This is a genomic window from Streptomyces sp. NBC_00335, from assembly GCF_036127095.1.
Taxonomy (GTDB): domain Bacteria; phylum Actinomycetota; class Actinomycetes; order Streptomycetales; family Streptomycetaceae; genus Streptomyces.
Map to the genome: position 1 here is coordinate 2247754 of NZ_CP108006.1, position 17451 is coordinate 2265204.

9 protein-coding genes are annotated in these 17451 nt (G+C 74.4%); 4 read left to right on the top strand and 5 right to left on the bottom strand.

Annotated features, from left to right (window positions below; translation table 11 throughout):
- Nucleotides 1-56: 56 nt before the first annotated feature.
- The gene (gene miaB, locus OHA37_RS09910; protein ID WP_266903969.1) at nt 57-1568 is read right to left on the bottom strand and encodes a tRNA (N6-isopentenyl adenosine(37)-C2)-methylthiotransferase MiaB; all 1512 of its coding nucleotides are present in this window, start codon (nt 1566-1568) and stop codon (nt 57-59) included.
- Between the two features lie 112 nt (nt 1569-1680).
- Between miaB and OHA37_RS09915 the strand changes: the two genes are divergently transcribed.
- On the top strand, nt 1681-2676 hold the full coding sequence (locus tag OHA37_RS09915) for a TAXI family TRAP transporter solute-binding subunit (RefSeq protein WP_266903970.1): 996 nt from the start codon (nt 1681-1683) through the stop codon (nt 2674-2676).
- An 18-nt stretch (nt 2677-2694) separates the two neighbouring features.
- Here the strand turns inward: OHA37_RS09915 and OHA37_RS09920 are convergent, their stop codons facing one another.
- The 3 genes from OHA37_RS09920 to OHA37_RS09930 form a co-directional block, all read right to left on the bottom strand.
- Nucleotides 2695-3612 carry an ROK family protein gene (locus OHA37_RS09920; RefSeq protein WP_266912641.1) on the bottom strand — a complete coding sequence of 306 codons (918 nt, stop codon included), beginning with the start codon at nt 3610-3612 and terminating at the stop codon, nt 2695-2697.
- Between the two features lie 104 nt (nt 3613-3716).
- Nucleotides 3717-4790, bottom strand: coding sequence for a LacI family DNA-binding transcriptional regulator (locus OHA37_RS09925; RefSeq protein ID WP_266903971.1), 1074 nt, complete (start codon nt 4788-4790; stop codon nt 3717-3719).
- Nucleotides 4791-4798: 8 nt separating this feature from the next.
- Nucleotides 4799-9157, bottom strand: coding sequence for an NEW3 domain-containing protein (locus OHA37_RS09930; protein ID WP_266903972.1), 4359 nt, complete (start codon nt 9155-9157; stop codon nt 4799-4801).
- 248 nt (nt 9158-9405) lie between these two features.
- On the opposite strand from OHA37_RS09930, the gene OHA37_RS09935 reads away from it, so the two are divergent.
- From OHA37_RS09935 to OHA37_RS09945, 3 genes are all read left to right on the top strand, one after another.
- Nucleotides 9406-10758, top strand: a complete 1353-nt coding sequence (locus OHA37_RS09935) for a glycoside hydrolase 5 family protein (protein WP_266903973.1) — start codon at nt 9406-9408, stop codon at nt 10756-10758.
- A 115-nt stretch (nt 10759-10873) separates the two neighbouring features.
- On the top strand, nt 10874-12964 hold the full coding sequence (locus OHA37_RS09940; RefSeq protein WP_266912643.1) for an endo-beta-N-acetylglucosaminidase: 2091 nt from the start codon (nt 10874-10876) through the stop codon (nt 12962-12964).
- Nucleotides 12964-16002, top strand: coding sequence for an alpha-mannosidase (locus OHA37_RS09945; protein WP_266903974.1), 3039 nt, complete (start codon nt 12964-12966; stop codon nt 16000-16002). Before OHA37_RS09940 ends, OHA37_RS09945 begins: the two co-directional genes overlap by 1 nt.
- Here OHA37_RS09945 and OHA37_RS09950 read toward each other — a convergent pair.
- Nucleotides 15999-17441 (bottom strand): sensor histidine kinase, encoded by a 1443-nt coding sequence (locus OHA37_RS09950; protein WP_266903975.1) that lies wholly within the window; start codon nt 17439-17441, stop codon nt 15999-16001. The genes OHA37_RS09945 and OHA37_RS09950 overlap by 4 nt on opposite strands.
- Nucleotides 17442-17451: the final 10 nt, after the last annotated feature.

The following is a 17451-nucleotide window of genomic DNA, read 5'->3' on the forward strand; positions in this document are numbered from 1 at the left end:
CAGCGTAGCCGCCGATGCTTTTTTGCGCGTGCCTCGCGCCGATCGGCGCCGGCGCGTTAGGAGGGGGCGGCGCAGCCCGACGTCATCACCGGGAGCGGAGCCGGGACGCCCAGGGTCGGGATGCCGAGGAGGACGCCCTTCGGCTGCGCCGGAGCCGCGTTGCGCTTCTCCCACGCGTCGCCCGCACGGGTCCGGCGTACCGCCCCCGTCGGGCCCTCCGCGAGGAGGTGGTGCGGAGCCGCGTAGGTGATCTCCACGGTCACCACGTCACCGGGACGGACCTCTTCCTCCGGCTTGGTGAAGTGCACCAGGCGGTTGTCGGGGGCCCGCCCGGACAGCCGGTGCGTGGCCCCGTCCTTGCGGCCTTCGCCCTCCGCGACCATGACCTCCAGGGTCCGGCCGACCTGCTTCTTGTTCTCGTCCCAGGAGATCTCCTCCTGGAGGGCGACCAGGCGCATGTACCGCTCCTGGACGACCTCCTTGGGGATCTGCCCCTCCATGTCGGCGGCCGGGGTCCCGGGGCGCTTGGAGTACTGGAAGGTGAAGGCGTTCGCGAAGCGCGCCTCGCGCACCGCGTGCATGGTCTGCTGGAAGTCCTCCTCCGTCTCGCCGGGGAAGCCCACGATGATGTCGGTGGAGATCGCGGCGTGCGGGATGGAGGCGCGGACCTTCTCGATGATGCCGAGGAAGCGCTCCTGGCGGTACGAGCGGCGCATCGCCTTCAGGATCGTGTCCGATCCGGACTGCATGGGCATGTGCAGCTGCGGCATGACGTTGGGGGTCTCGGCCATCGCCGCGATCACGTCGTCGGTGAAGTCGCGCGGGTGCGGGGAGGTGAAGCGGACCCGCTCCAGGCCCTCGATGGCGCCGCAGGCGCGCAGCAGCTTGGAGAAGGCCTCGCGGTCGCCGAGGTCGGAGCCGTAGGCGTTGACGTTCTGGCCGAGGAGGGTGATCTCGGAGACGCCCTCGGCGACGAGTGCCTCGACCTCGGCGAGGATGTCGCCGGGACGGCGGTCCTCCTCCTTGCCGCGCAGCGCCGGGACGATGCAGAAGGTGCAGGTGTTGTTGCAGCCCACCGAGATCGACACCCAGGCGGCGTACGCGGACTCGCGCCGGGTCGGGAGCGTGGAGGGGAAGGCCTCCAGCGACTCGGCGATCTCGATCTGCGCCTCTTCCTGGATGCGCGCGCGCTCCAGCAGGACGGGCAGCTTGCCGATGTTGTGCGTGCCGAAGACCACGTCGACCCAGGGGGCGCGGGCCACGATCGTGTCGCGGTCCTTCTGCGCGAGGCAGCCGCCGACGGCGATCTGCATGCCGGGGCGCTTGGTCTTCATCGGCGCGAGCCGGCCGAGGTTGCCGTAGAGCTTGTTGTCGGCGTTCTCGCGGACGGCGCAGGTGTTGAACACGACGACGTCGGCGTCGCCGTCGGAGCCCTGGGGCGCGCGGACGTACCCGGCGTCCTCCAGCAGGCCGGACAGCCGCTCGGAGTCGTGCACGTTCATCTGACAGCCGTACGTCCGGACCTCGTACGTTTTCACAACAGTCGCCTCGCCGCTCTCGGTGCTCACCCAGCAAGGGTACGGGTCGGGCGTGGCGGCCCGGGCCGGGCGTGGGCCGGAGCGGGCCGGGCGGGCCCGTCGGGCCGTGACAGGACGGCGGGTCGGTGGCAGGATCGCGGCCATGCCTCTCGTACCGCCCCGGATCAGCAGGCGCCGTGCCCTGCGGGCCCTGGTGGCCGTACTGGCCGTGCTCTGCGCCCTCGTCTGGTGGCTGCGGCCCTTCGGCCGGCCGGAGGTCACGGGCGGGATCACCCTCAGCACGGGCGTCCAGAACGGGGTCTACCACCGCTACGGCCTGCTGCTGGAGAAGGCTCTCGCCGAGGACGTGCCCGAGTTGCGGGTCCGGCTGAAGACCAGCGAGGGCTCGCAGCAGAACCTGCAGCGGGTGGCCGCGGGCGAGGCCGACTTCACGGTGGCCACGGCCGACGCGGTGGCCAAGTACCAGGTCGACCGGAAGCCCGGCGCGGAGCGGCTGCGCGCCCTGGCCCGCCTCTACGACGACTACGTCCAGCTCGTGGTGCCCGCCGGTTCGCCCGTCCAGACCACCCGGGACCTGCGGGGCAAGCGGGTCGCCGTCGGCCAGGAGGGCTCGGGGGTACGGCTCATCTCGGAGCGGATGCTCACGGCGGCGGGACTGGACCCGGTGCGCGACGTCACCCCGGTGGCCATCGGCATCGACAAGGTGCCCGCGGAGCTGGAGGCCGGCCGGATCGACGCCTTCTTCTGGTCGGGCGGGCTGCCGACCGCTGCCGTGATGGAGCTCTCGGAGCGGTTCGAGATCCGGCTCGTGCAGCTCGGCGACCTGGTGGAGGCGCTCCAGGCCAGCGGCAGCCCCGCGCGGTACTACCGGGCGGCGGTGATGCCCCAGGACGCCTACGCCCGGGCCCGCAACACCTCTTCGGTGTCCACCGTGGCGGTGCCGAACCTGCTGGTGACCCGGGAGGACGCGGGGGCCGAGCTCACGGAGCAGTTCACCCGCACGGTGATCGACAGCCGGGACAAGATCGGGCGCGCGGTGCACGCCGCCCAGCTCGTGGACCTGCGGACGGCGATCTACACCGATCCCCTGCAACTGCACGAGGGCGCGGCCCGCTACTACCGCTCCGTCAAGCCCTGACCCACCGGCTCCACGGCCTCACGACGGCAGCAGCATCGTCGCCGCCGCCGCGGCCCCGATCAGGCCCGCGTGGGTGCCCAGCGTCGCCGGGACGACCTGGAGGTCCTTGACGAAGGACAGGGTCGCGTACGAGGCCAGGTGCGCCCGGACCGGCCCGAAGAGGGTGTCGCCGGATGCTGCGACCCCGCCTCCGATGACGGCGATGTCGGTCTCGACGAGGGTGGCGGTGGCGGCGATGGCCGCGGCCAGCGCCCGGCCCGCGCGGTCGAAGGCGGCCAGGGCGACGGGATCGCCCGCGGCAGCTGCGGCGGCCACCCCGGCCGCGGTGGCGTCCCCGGCCGGGACCCACCCCTGGGCCAGGGCCCAGGCCGCGATGGCGGTCCCGGAGGCGAGGGACTCCACGCAGCCGCGGCCGCCGCAGGCGCAGGGCTCCCCGTCGAAGGCGACGCTGATGTGGCCGATGTGTCCCGCGTTCCCGGTGGGGCCGGGGTGCAGCTGGTTGTTCAGGACGAGTCCGCCGCCGACGCCGGTGGAGACCACCATGCAGAGGGCGTTGGCGTGCCCGCGAGCGGCGCCGAGCCAGTGCTCGGCGGCGGTCATCGCCACCCCGTCGCCGGCCAGCACCGTCGGGATCCGCAGCCCGTGCCGCGCGAGCTCGGCGTCCACCCGGGCCTGCACGGGGAAGCCCCGCCAGGCGCCGATGTTGACCGGGCTGACCGTGCCGCGCGCGGTGTCCACCGGCCCCGCGCTGCCGATCCCGCACCGGACGGCCGAGCCCCACAGCGGGGACTTCGCCAGCTCCGCGACGACCTCCGCGACGGCGGCGAAGACCGTGTCCCCGTCGGCGCCGCGCGGGGTGGGCCGGCGGGTGGTGGCCGTCATGGCGCCCTCGGAGTCCACCAGCGCTCCGGCGATCTTCGTACCGCCGATGTCGATCGCGACCGTCGGGCCGGAGTCGCCCGGCGCACCGGCGCGGGGGGCGGGGAATGCGGAGGTGGGGGTGGGAGTGGTCACGGTGGCGCTCCAGGAAGGGGTCGGTTTCAGTATGCGGCCGGCGGCGGAGCCGTACTCTCGCGGGGCTCCAGCCTGGGCCGCTCGCTCTCGCGGGACCTCGGCGGGCCCCCCGCGAGGAGGGCGAGGAGCTCTTCGGCGGCGAGGCGGCCGAAGCCGGCGGTATCGCGGACCAGGGCGGTGAGCCGGGGACGGGTGACCCGGCAGAGCGCGGAGTCGTCCCAGGCGACGACCGAGAGGCTGCCGGGGACCGGGATGCCCAGCTCGGCGGCCACGGCCACGCCGGCCACCGCCATCACGTCGTTGTCGTAGACGATCGCGGTCGGCGGCGCGTCCTCGGCGAGGATCCGCCGGGTGGCCTGCGCCCCCTCGGCGTCGGAGTAGTCGGTGGTGACCGAGCGCACCTGTCCGGGGGCCAGGCCCAGCCGCTCGGCCTCGGCGCGCAGCGAGGCGATCCGGCGCTCGGTGTGGGCGAGTCCGGGCATTCCCGCGACGTGCGCGATGCGGCGGTGGCCGAGCCCGTACAGGTGGTCGAGCACCTCCGCCATGGCGCCGCCGTCGTCGGCCCGGACGACGGACAGGGCGGTGGGGGCAGCCGAGGCGGGGGAAGCGGAGTCGGGAGAAGCGGTGGCCGGTCCCGTCTCCCCCACCGTGACGGCCGGCAGGGCGAGCTGTTCGAGCAGGGCCGGGCGCGGGTCGTCGGTCCTCGGGTCCACGACGACGACCCCGTCGACGCGCCGCTCGGCCCACCAGCGGCGGTAGACGGCGCATTCGGCGTCGAGGTCCTCGACCACCTGGAAGAGCAGGGCGATCCGGCCGGCGGCCAGGACCTCCTGGATGCCGGAGACCAGTTGGAGGAAGAAGGACTCGACGCCGAGGGTGTGCGCGGGCCGGGCGAGCACCAGGCCGACCGCGCCGGACTGTTCGCCGGACAGGGCGCGGGCGGCGCTGTTGGGCTGCCAGCCGAGCTCCTCGGCGACCTGCCGGATGCGGGCGCGGGTGTCCTGGGAGACCCCGGGCCGGTCGTTGAGCGCGAAGGAGACGGCGCTCTCCGACACCCCGGCCTGGCGGGCGATGTCCTTGATGGTGGGTCTGCGGGCCATGGCCTGTCTCATCCCTCGCTGACGTGGACGGCAATGGCCGGACCGTACGCGATCCTGCCCTGGCAGACCGCCTTGACCACGACCCAGTACTCCCCGGCGGGGGTGCCCAGCGGGGGCCGCACCTCGAACACGGCCTCCGTCTCGCCGTCCGCCGGGACCTCGACGGGCAGGACGGCGGGGCCCGTCAGCTCCCAGGTCCCGAACGGGGAGACGGCGTACGCCTGCCCCGTCAGGGCGCTGCGGATGCCCGTGGAACCGATCCGTGCCCGTACGGGGGCCCGCCCGCCGGGGGCGACGGTGACGGTGTCGGTGCCGCTGCCCACGGGCTCCGGCGCGGCCACCCACAGCCCGGCCGGAGCCCCGGCCGGGCCGCCGGGGACGGTGACGGTGAGTACGTCCTCGAAGGTGCCCGCCGGGGTGGTGGCGAGGATCCGGACCAGGTGTTCGCCGGGTTCCGCGTCGGTGGCGGGCGCCACGGCGAGCGGGAAGGAGACGTGTCCGCCGGGCGGGAGCTCGTGCTGCCGCCGGGTCCAGGAGGTGGTCCAGCCCTCCGGCGCCCGGACCTCCAGCCCGACCGGGCCGCAGGCCGCCCGTCCGTGGGCGGCGAGGGTGACCGTGGCCTCGGCGGGGATCCCGTCACACGTCACGGTGTACGGGGCGTCGCCGAGCGGAGCCGTCCCGGTGTTGTGCAGCCAGTAGCGGCTGAACACCGGCTGGTGCGGCTCCCGTTCGCCCTGGCGCAGCGGCATGCCGGATTCCGTGAGCAGCAGGAGCGTGGTCGTCGCGGCGCCCTGGACCTGCCCCTCGAAGAAGCCGGTGGGCCGGTCCAGCAGATCGGCCTCGGCGGCCGGATCCGTCGGCCACAGGGTCTCGGCCATCGCCGGGCGGCCGTGCGTCTCGCGCAGCCGGACGGCGAGGTCGCTCCGGTCGGCGGAGCCCTCGGCCCGCTTCACCGTCTCGATCAGCACCCGGTCGGCCGGCTCCACGCCGAGCAGCGAGCGCGCCGGCGGCCGGGGGCCCGCTCCGGGGGCCGCCGTGACGGCGGTGAGCGGCTTGTTGAACTCCCTTCCGCGGCGCACCAGGTCCACCGCCCGCCAGTCCCCGGAGCCCGCGACCAGCGTGTGCTCGAAGACGTGGGTCCAGTGCTGGAGCTGGAAGGAGCTGCCGTCGGGCGCGGTGCGCCGCGGCGGGTCCATCCACTCCCCGCTCGGGCGGCCGGTGCAGGACCGCATCAGGGTGCTGTGCAGCCGCCCGGTGGTGTCGACGGCGAAGCTGGGCGTGCCGCGCACCAGGATCCCGACGGTGCGGTCGGCGTACGGCTCCTCGTGCGGGCACGGCTCCTCGTGCGGGTACGGCTCCGCGTGCGGGTACGGCTCCGCGTGCGGGTACGCCGTCCCGTGCACGCCCGCTGCGGTCGCCTCGCCCGCTCCGCCCGCCGGAGCCACGGCGTCGATCCGGCCCGACGCTGCCACCGCCCGCGCGAGCTGCGCCGGCGGCCCGGCGTGGACCAGGACCGGCAGGTCGCGCGGGCCCGTCAGGTCGCAGCCGGGGGTCCAGAGCGAGCGGAGCCCCGCCCGGGCCGCCACCCAGACCTGCCCGTGTTCCCGTAGGGCTGCTCGCAGGGCCTTCTCGTCGGCGGGACCGGCCGACTCCAGCAGCGCCGCCGTGAAGGTGTTCTGCTCGGGGCCGCCGAGTGCGATGCGGAAGTCGGGCAGGCTGCTGTCCACCGCCAGGTCGCCCCAGCGCGGCCCGGCCGCCCGGGCCGGGGTCGCGGTGACCCCGCGGCGGCCCAGGGCGGTGACCAGCTCGCGCAGGCCCTCCGGGGCGCCCGCGTCCGGGAGGACGATCTCCGCCGCGCCCAGGGCCCGGCCGCCGGGCCCGGTCATCGGCGCCGACAGCGCGAACCAGTTCAGGCAGGGGCTGTCGAGGGTCCAGGGGGCCCGGGTGTGGTCGGCCCCGGTGTCCGCCTCGGGGAAGGCGAACCCGCGCCCCACCGCGGAGGCGGCCGTCTCGGCGACGGGCAGCGCCCCGGGCACGTCGGCCGGGATCCGCAGCCGCAGCACCTGGTCGGAGCCTTCGAAGTCGTGCACCGTCGTGGTGAGTTCCACCCGGTCCAGGCCGTCCCACAGGGTGGTGGTCCGGGTCCAGCGGACGGGCCCGGTCCGCCCGGTGGCCACGATGCGCGAACCGAGCGGCCCGCGCTCCGAGCGGCAGGACTCGGCGGGCGCGGCGCCCGAACCGGTGCCCGGCCCCTTGGGCAGCAGGTGCCAGGGCCCCTCTTCGAAGTAGGGGTGCTTGTCGTACTCCTCCTGTACGACCAGCTCGTCCACCTCGCCGGGGGTGAGGAGCTCCTGCCCGGTGCGCCGGTCCAGCAGCCGGGCCAGGCCCCCGCCGCGCGCGGGATCGGCCTCGGCGCGCAGGAACTCGTTCTCCACGGCGTGCCCGGGCGCGGGCTCCCACCCGCCCGAACGCGGCTGCTCCGACGCCGCGAGCCACCAGGTGCGGTGGCCGAGCGAGGGCACGTCCTCGGCGAGGAAGGCCACCTCGGCGGTCCCGCCGGCGACGGCCTCGACGTGCACGGACGCTGCCCGGCCCGCCTCGTCCAGCACGGCGATCAGGCCGGCGTCGCGGTCGTCGGCGAGGCCGAGCGCCGCCAGGTCGACCCGGGTGCGGACCAGGTCGGTGCGCGTCCACGAGACCGGATTGTGCACGGTGACGGCGAGCTGCCCCGGGCCCCGGGTGTCGGCCGCGGCGGTGAGCGCGGCGAGCGCCTCCTCCCGTACGCCGGCGGCCAGTTCGCGGGCCTCGCGCCAGGTGGGGAGCAGGTCGAGGTACACCTGATCGGAGAAGGTCCCGGTGACGGCGTCGTGATGGGCGGCGTGCAGCAGGTGGCGCCAGGCCTTGGACAGGGTCTGCTCGGGGTAGGAGGTCAGGCCTTCGGCGCAGGCGAGGGCGGCGAAGGTCTCGGCCTGTTCGAGGAGGTTCTCGGCGTCCCGGTGCGCCTGTTTCACGTCGGCGTAGGTGACGTCCTTGCCGGTGTAGACCGGGCCCATCTCCCGGGTGACCGGCAGCGGTTGCTCGCCGCGCGCCGCGAGCTCGGCCCGGACCGCGTCGAAGTGGGCGCGCGGGCCGGTGTGTTCCATGCGCGGCCAGCAGTAGCGGCGGTTCCAGGCGTGCTGTACGTCCAGGCCCCAGCGGTGCGGCCAGGAGAAGTCGGTGCCCATCGGGATCAGGACGTTCTTCGTCGCGGCGGCGGTGCGCAGCAGCTCGTACAGGTCCAGCAGCTGTTCGGCGGCGGCCTCGGCGTCCGGTGCCTGGTGGGAGAACCAGCCCGCGGAGTAGTGCGCGGGCAGGTAGTGCAGGAGGAGGCCCTCTCCGCCGGGGGCGATCCACTCGTACTCGGCGGGCAGCTGCATGGCGGCGGGGGCGCGCAGCTCGTCGCCCCAGGTGTCCATCATCGGGCCCCACTGGTGGTGGGGCCCACGGGCGAGGACGGCGGAGTCGAGTCCGGCGCCGGCCATCAGCGCGGGGAAGGAGGGGTCGTGGCCGAAGACGTCGAGCTGCCAGGCGGTGCGCGGGTCGGCGCCGAGGGTGCCGCGGTGCAGGGCGAGGCCGTGGACGGCGGAGCGGATGGTGGTTTCGGCGGAGGTGAGGTTGGTGGAGGGCTCGTTGTAGGTGCCGCCGACGATCTCCACGCGGCCTTCCGCGATGAGCGCGCGCAGTTCGGCGCGTTCGGCGGGGTGGGTGTCCCAGTAGGGCTTGAGGTAGTCGACCTCGGAGAGCACGAAGCGGTACGCCGGGTCCTCGCGCGCCTGCTGGAGGTGGAGCGGGATCAGGGTGAAGGCCGGGACGCCGGTGTACTCCCAGCCGCGCTCGGCCTCGCCGGGCTTCGGCGGGGTGTCCCACAGGGCGGTGTAGGCGGCCTGGGTGTTCCACCACATGGGGTCGTAGTGGAAGTGCGGGACCAGGCGGACGGTCCAGCCGGGCTCGGCGACGACGAGCTCGAAGGGCAGCTCCGCGAGCGGGCGCCCGTCGGGGGTGGTGACGCGGACGGTGGCGGGCAGGACGGTCCCGGGTGCGGCGCCGCGGGTGCGGACGGCGACCTCGACGGTGGACTCCGGGACGGGCCGGGGGCCGGACCCGGCCAGATCGGCGCGGGCGTCCGTACCGGCGCAGGCCTCGGCGGTGTCGGCCCGCACGATGCGGGGGTGCGGGGTGGCGATGCCCTCGCCGTGCACCGCCACGTGCAGCGGGCCGGCCGGGCGGGCCCTGCGGATGCGCACCCGGACGATCTGCGCGGGGGTTTCCGGCGGGCCGGCGAAGAGGGCCGGGGTGGTGACCGAGGTGACGGTAATTCCGCTGTCCATTTCCGCACACTTCCTTGTGTGACAACACCGCTCATCAACAACTAAACCGCATTAGTATCCTTAGCTTCCGGCGGCTTGAACCCTACTGTCAACGGGACTGAAGCGCATAAGTACCAGCGTCCGCGAGATCAGGACTTTCATCCCGCCAAGTCGGGACGTTCGGAGATAAGGATGCTGTTGACTTATCCCCCGCGCAGGCGGCAGGTTGTGGGCATCCCGCGAATTCCCCCTGAACTCCAGGACCCTTCATGCACGACGGCAACGCCGCCCCCGCATCCGCTCCGGCCCCCGGACCCGCCCCGGCTCCGGCCCCCGCATCCGCCCGTCCGGCCCCCGCACCCGCCGCCCGCGCCCTGCGTTTCGGCGCCAACTACACGCCGACGCGCGGCTGGTTCCACCACTGGCTCGACTTCGACCTCGACGAGGTCAAGGCCGACCTCGACTCGATCGCCGGCCTCGGCCTGGACCACGTGCGGGTCTTCCCGCTGTGGCCGGTCTTCCAGCCGAACCGGACGCTCATCCGGCCGCGCGCCGTCGAGCAGCTCGTCGCGCTCGCCGACGCGGCCGCCGACCGCGGGCTCGACGTCAACGTGGACGGGCTGCAGGGGCACCTGTCGAGCTTCGACTTCCTGCCCGCGTGGACCGGCACCTGGCACCGGCGCAACATCTTCAGCGATCCGCAGGTGGTCGCCGGGCAGGAGGAGTACCTGCGCACGCTGGCCGCCGCCCTCGCCGACCGGCCGAACTTCCTGGGCATGACGGTCGGCAACGAGATCAACCAGTTCTCCGACGATCCGCACCCCTCCCCCGACCGGATCACCCAGGAGCAGGCGGGGCGCTGGCTGGAGCGGATGCTCGCCGCCTGCGAGGCGGGCGCGCCGGGCCGCATGCACCTGCACGCCGAGTACGACGCCGCCTGGTACCAGGACGGCCACCCCTTCACCGTGGCCCAGGCGGCCCGTCTGGGCGCCGCGACCGCCGTGCACTCCTGGGTGTTCAACGGCACCGCCCAGCGGCACGGCCGCACCGGTACGGCGACCGAGCACCACGCCGCCTACCTGATCGAGCTCTCCAAGGCCTGGGCCCGCGATCCGCACCGGCCGGTCTGGCTCCAGGAGGTGGGCGCGCCCGCGCCGCTGATCCAGCCCGAGCACGCCGCCTCCTTCACCGAGGCGACCGTGACGAACGCCCTGGACTGCCCCGGCCTGTGGGGCGTGACCTGGTGGTGCTCGCACGACGTGTCCCGGGAGCTCGCGGACTTCCCCGAGCTGGAGTACGGGCTCGGCCTGCTCACCAACGACCGCCGGACCAAACCCGCCGGAGAGGTGATCGCCAGGATCACCGAGGAGTGGCGGGGCCGCGAGCACCGCCCGGCCGTGCGCAGGACCGCGCTCGCCGTGGACGTCGGCGGCGCCGAGTCCGCGCCGAACCGCTCGGCGTGCGCCCCCGGCGGGGCCTTCTTCGAGGCCTGGGCGGCGCTCACCGCCCAGGGGGTCCGGCCGGCCGTGGTCCTGGCGGAGCTGGCCGGGGACGCGGAGCACCTGGCCGCGCGCGGCATCACCGAGGTACTGCACGTGTCCGACGTCCCCGCCCGGGCCTGACCGGCCCCTACCGAGGAGATCCCTCATGTCCGAGACCGACAACGGCGTCGATCCTCGAACCACGCACCACCGCGGCTCCCCCCGCCCCGCCTCCCCGCGCCCGACCCGGCGCGGCATGCTGCTCGCCGGAGCCGGGGCGGGCGCGGCCACCCTGCTCGGCGCGACCGCCTCCCCCGCGGTGGCCGCCCCGGCCGCCGCCCCCGCCTCCCCCGCCGACTCCCCCGCGTCGGCCGGACCGCCCGCGGACCTGTCCCCGTACGCCTCGTACTGGTTCCCGGACTCGCTGCCCGCCGGGACCCCGGGGCCCGGGATCACCTGGCGCTCCCTCATGCGGTGGACCCCCGAGTCCGACCCCGATCTGGCCCACAACACCGCGACCGTGCCGCTGGCGCCCCGCTTCACCCCGGTGCCGCCGAACGGCACGGCCCGGGCCGGCCAGGCCCGTATCGCCTCGCTCGTCTCCTTCGGGAACACGGCCGGCAATCCGGCCCAGGGTTCCGCGACCGCCGACTACTACGCCCTCGGCCACTGGGCGTACATCGACGAGCTCGTCTTCTGGGGCGGCTCCTCCGGCGAGGGCATCGTGCTCGCCCCGAACGCGCCCGTCACCGACGCCGCGCACCGCAACGGCGTGCGGGTGATGGGCAACGTGTTCCTGCCGCCCGTGCCCTACGGCGGCGACCTCCAGTGGACCCGCGACCTGGTCCAGCGGGACTCCCTCGGCCGGTTCCCGGTCGCCGAGAAGCTGGTGGAGGTGGCGCGGGCGTACGGGTTCGACGGCTGGTTCGTCAACGCCGAGACCGAGGGCGGCGACAGCGAACTCGCCGCCCGGATGCGGCAGTTCCTGCGCGCCCTGCGCGCCGCCGGTGAACCGCACGGCCTCGGCATCACCTGGTACGACGCGATGAACTCCACCGGCAGGGTCGGCTGGCAGGGCGCGCTCAACGAGCTCAACCAGGAGTTCTACGAGGACCGCCGCGGCAAGGTCGCGGACACGGTGTTCGTGGACTTCCGCTGGACCCCGGAGAAACTCGCCGCCTCCGGCGACCTCGCCGACCGGCTCGGCCGCAGCCGCCACGAGCTGTGGGCGGCCGTGGACACGGAGTCCCACGGCTGGAACTCCGGGGTGGACTGGGACGCGATCGTCCCGCGCGGCCAGGACCACATCGTCTCGTACGGCTTCTACCGCCCCGAGTGGACCCGCAACCACCTCACCGACCGCTCCCCCGGCGCCTTCCACCGCGCCGACGACCGGTTCTGGACGGGCGCCTCCCTGGACCCCGCCCACCCCTCCGCCGAGGACATCTGGCGCGCCCCCGCCACCGTCGTCGCCGACCGGTCCACCGTGACCGCGCTGCCCTTCGGCTGCTCCTTCAACACCGGTCACGGGGAGCGCTGGTACGAGGACGGCGAGCCCGTCTCCGACACCGGATGGAACCACCTCGGCCTCCAGGACCGGCTCCCGGGCCGCCGCTGGGCCGTGCACACCACCGGGACCCGCCCCGAGGTCACCCTCGACTTCGCCCGCGCCTGGCGCGGCGGCTCCAGCCTGCTCGTCGCCGGCGGGCTGACCGCCCCGGCGACCGTGGGACTGCACGCCACCCGGCTGCCGCTGACCCGGTCCTGCGTGGCCGAGCTGGTGCACTCCACCGAGTCGGGTCCGGTGACCGTCGAGCTGGGCGTGGCCACGCGCGAGCCGTCCGGCCCGGGGCAGGAGGTCCCGTACACCTGGCTGAAGGCGCAGACCCTCGGGACCGGCCAGGGGTGGCGCACGACCAGGGTCCGGCTGTCGGAGCTGGCGGGCACCACCGCCCACGCGCTGGCCGTACGGATCACCCGACGCGGGAAGGAGCCGGTGCGCTGGCGACTCGGCGCGCTGACGGTACGCGAGGCCGCCGCGCGGCCCCGCCCGGCGACTCCGGGCACACCGGCCGTGTCCGCCTCGGCCCAGCAGTCCGGCCAGGCCGCCCTGCGGCTGACCTGGCGGCGGGCCGCCGGGCCCGTCCGGCACTACGAGGTGTCCCGTCTCCTCCCGGACGGCACCCGCCGCTTCCTCGGCGGCACCTGTGGCACCGCCCTGTTCCTCCCGGCCGTCGAGCGGGCCGGCCGGGAGCAGGCGGCCGTCTTCGACATCCGGGCCGTGGACGAGCTGTACGCCGTCTCCGCCCCCGCCCGTACCACCCTCACCTGGACCGGAGCCCTCTGATGCATGACGACCGCGCAGTGCTGGAGGGACGCCTGAAGCGGGTCCTCGACGAGCGGATCCGCCCGGCCGTGTACCCGCTGTCCGAGCCTCTGACCATCGAGGCGTGGACCGCCCCGGGCCGCGAGCCGGTCCCGGTGGCCGAGGGACTGGCGGCCCCGCACGGCCCCGCCGCCGTCGGTGACACGTGGGGCGCGCCCTGGGACACCACCTGGTTCAAGGTGACCGGGACGGTGCCCGCCGACTGGGCCGGCCGGGAGGTGGAGGCCGTCATCGACCTCGGCTTCGACGAGCGGATGCCGGGCTTCCAGTGCGAGGCGCTGGTCTACACCCCGGAGGGCTCCCCGCTGAAGGCGATCAACCCGCGCAACCAGTGGGTCCGGGTCGCCGAGGGGCCGGTGGCGGGCGGCGAGCCGGTCGAGTGGCACCTGGAGGCCGCCTCGAACCCGGTGATCCTGGACGTGGAGCCGTTCAGGCCGACGGGCCTGGGCGACCGGCACACGGCCGGGGACGAGCCGCAATACCGCCTGACCCGGGTCGAACTGGCCGTCTTCGACCGGACGGTGTGGGAGCTGGTCATCGACCTGGAGGTGCTCGGCGAGCTGATGGCCGAGCTGCCGGTGGACGGGGCCCGGCGCTGGGAGCTGCTGCGCGCGGTCGAACGCTGCCTGGACGCACTGGACCTCCAGGCGGTGAACGAGACGGCCGCCGCGGCCCGCGCCGAGCTCACCGGGGTGCTCTCCGCCCCGGCGGACGCCTCCGCGCACCGGATCAGCGCGGTCGGGCACGCGCACATCGACTCGGCGTGGCTGTGGCCGCTGCGCGAGACGGTGCGCAAGGTGGCCCGTACGACCTCGAACATGACCTCGCTGCTGGAGGGCGAGCCCGAGTTCGTCTTCGCCATGTCCCAGGCCCAGCAGTACGCCTGGATCAAGGAGCACCGGCCGGAGGTGTACGCGAAGGTCAAGAAGGCGGTCGCGGAGGGCCGGTTCGTGCCGGCGGGCGGCATGTGGGTGGAGTCGGACACCAACATGCCGGGATCGGAGGCGATGGCCCGGCAGTTCACGCACGGGAAGCGGTTCTTCATCGAAGAGTTCGGGATCGAGAACGACGAGGCCTGGCTGCCCGACACCTTCGGCTTCGCGGCCGGGCTGCCGCAGATCATCAAGGCGGCCGGGTCCAAGCGGCTGCTGACGCAGAAGATCTCCTGGTCGCAGGTGAACAAGTTCCCCCACCACACCTTCCAGTGGGAGGGCATCGACGGGACCCGGATCTTCACGCACTTCCCGCCGGTCGACACCTACAACTGCTCGGTGGACGGCCGGGAGATCGCGCACGCGGCCCGCAACTTCAAGGACAAGGGCGCGGCCCGGCATTCGCTCGCGCCGACGGGCTGGGGCGACGGCGGCGGCGGCACCACCCGCGAGATGATCGCGAAGGCCCGCCGGCTGCGGGACCTGGAGGGCTCCGCGCAGGTGGTGTGGGAGTCCCCGGCCGCCTTCTTCGACAAGGCGCAGGCCGAGTACCCGGACCCGCCCGTCTGGGTCGGCGAGCTCTACCTGGAGCTGCACCGGGCCACGCTGACCAGCCAGGCCAAGACCAAGCAGGGCAACCGGCGCAGCGAGTCCCTGCTGCGCGAGGCGGAGCTGTGGGCGGCGACGGCGGCGGTCCGCGCCGGGTTCCCGTACCCGTACCAGGAGCTGGACCGGATCTGGAAGACGGTGCTGCTCCACCAGTTCCACGACATCCTGCCCGGGTCCTCGATCGCCTGGGTGCACCGGGAGGCGGAGGCCACGTACGCGGCGGTCGCCGAGGAGCTGACCGGGATCGTCGCCGCGGCCCAGCGGGCCCTGGCGGGCGCCCCGGAGGGCGGCCGCGAGCTGGTCTTCAACGCCTCCCCGCACGCCCGCGCCGGGGTACCGGCCGGGGGCAGCGCCCCGCTCGGCGTCCCGGTGGGGCAGGTCTCGGCCGGTCCGCGCGCCGGGGGCGGCTTCACCCTCGAAAACTCCCGGCTGCGGGTGGAGATCGACGCGCGGGGCCTGGTGGTCCGCGCCCACGACCTGGTCGCCGGACGCGAGTCGGTGGCCCCGGGCCACGCGGCGAACCTGCTCCAGATCCACCCCGACTTCCCGAACATGTGGGACGCCTGGGACGTGGACTCCTTCTACCGGAACACGGTCACCGACCTCACGGAGGCCGACGCCGTCACGCTCGAAGAGGAGGCGGGCGCGGCGACGGTGACGGTGACGCGCTCCTTCGGCTCCTCCCGGGTGGTGCAGCGCCTGACCCTGCGGGCGGGGCTGGGCCGGCTCGACATCGACACCGAGGTGGACTGGCACGAGACGGAGAAGTTCCTGAAGGCGGCCTTCCCGCTGGACGTGCACGCCGACCGGTACGCCTCCGAGACCCAGTTCGGGCACCTCTACCGACCCACCCACACCAACACCAGCTGGGAGGCGGCCAAGTTCGAGGCCTGCCACCACCGGTTCCTGCACGTCGCGGAGCCCGGCTGGGGCGCCGCCCTGGTCAACGACTCGATGTACGGGCACGACGTCACCCGGGACGTCAGGGCCGACGGCGGTACGACGACCACGGTCCGGCTGTCGCTGCTGCGGGCCCCGCGCTTCCCGGACCCGGAGACCGACCAGGGCCTGCACCGGTTCGGCTACGCGCTGGTGCCGGGCGCCTCGATCGCGGACGCGGTCCGCGAGGGCTTCGCGATCAACCTGCCCGAGCGCCGGCTGACCGGCACCCGGGAGACGGCCCCGCTGGTCCGCGTCGACAACGAGAAGGTGGCCGTCTCCGCGGTGAAGCTCGCCGACGACGGCAGCGGGGACCTGGTGGTCCGGCTGTACGAGACCACGGGCGGCCGGGCCGCGGCCCGGCTGACCGCGGACTTCGAACACGCCGGGGTCCGCGCCACGGACCTGTTGGAGCGGCCGCTGGCCGAAGCCCCCGCGCTGGTGGCGGCCTCCGGCGCGGCGGCCGACGTACGCCTCGGTCCGTTCGAGCTGGTGACCCTGCGGTTCACTCGGCCCTAGGGCGTGTCCGCCCTGGCGCTGCAATCGGGCAGAGCGGCGGGATCGGTGCGCGGGACGGCCACCGTCACGCGCAGCCCGTGCGGCGGGTTCTGCTCGTAGGAGAGGGACCCGCCGCCCGCGGCGAGCAGGATGCGGGAGATGGACAGGCCGAGGCCGGAGCCCTTGATGTTCTGGTGGCGTCCGCTGCGCCAGAACCGGTCCCCGATCCGGAGCATCTCCTCCTCGGTGAGGCCGGGGCCGCGGTCGGCGACCACGATCAGCACCCGGTCGCCCTCCACGGAGAGCGCCACTTCGACGGCCTCACCCTCAGGAGTGAACTTGAGGGCGTTGTCGATGACGGCGTCGAGCGCGCTGGAGAGCGCGATCGGGTCGGCCCAGCCGGTGGCGGCGGTCCGCCCCGTCCCGGTGAGCCGGACGCCCTTCTCCTCGGCGAACGGGCGCCAGGCGGTCACCCGCTCGGCGGCCAGCCCCGCGATGTCTATCAGACTGATCTCGGCGGCGGCGTGCTCGGCCAGTGCCAGGTCGAGCAGGTCGTCCAGGACCTGGGTCAGGCGCTTTCCCTCGGTCCGTACGGAGGCGATCTCCTCGTTGCCCTCGGGCAGTTCGAGGGCGAGCAGCTCGATCCGCAGCAGGAGTGCGGCGAGCGGGTTGCGCAGCTGGTGGGAGGCGTCGGCGACGAAGGCCCGCTGCTGTTCCAGCACCTCTTCGACGTTGTCGGCCATCTCGTTGAACGAGCGGGCCAGGCGCCTGAGCTCCGGGGGGCCGCTGCCCGCGGCGACGCGGGAGTTCATCTGCCCGGTGGCGATGCCGTGGGCGGCCGCGTCCAGGGTCTGCACGGGCTTGAGCACCCAGCTGGTCAGCCGCAGGGCGGCGCCGAAGGCCACGAGCATGGCCGCGCCGAGCCCGGCGGCGATGAGCAGCCAGCCCCGCAGGATCCGGCCGCGCATCTCGTCGGTGGGCGACTCGGTGGCGACCACGGCGACCACGTCCCCGTCGAGGACGACGGGGGAGGCCACGAGGATCCTGCCGTGGATCTGCCAGGGCCACACCTGGCCGGGATCGTGGCTGCGCCGCCCGGCGAGCGCCTCTTCGAAGGCCCGGCGGTCCTCCCCCTGATCCGGAACCACCCACCAGCCGGGAGACCGGGCGATGGCGGCGTCGTTCCGGCGGAACACGCCGACGCGGATCCCGTACAGCTCCTGGTAGCGGGCCAGTTCGTGCTGGAGGGTTTCGATGCGCTCGTCGGCTCCGCTGGACTTCGAGCTCTCGGCGTCGATGACGAACTGGGCGAGCGAGGCGAAGCGGGCGCTGTCGTCGATCCGGTCGACGACCACACTCTGCTGCTGCCCGGCCGCGAGGGCCACCGCGAGCGGGAAGCCGAAGGCGATCAGGACGCCCGCCATCAGGACGACGAGCAGCGGGAGCAGACGGGCGCGCACGACGGGTGGC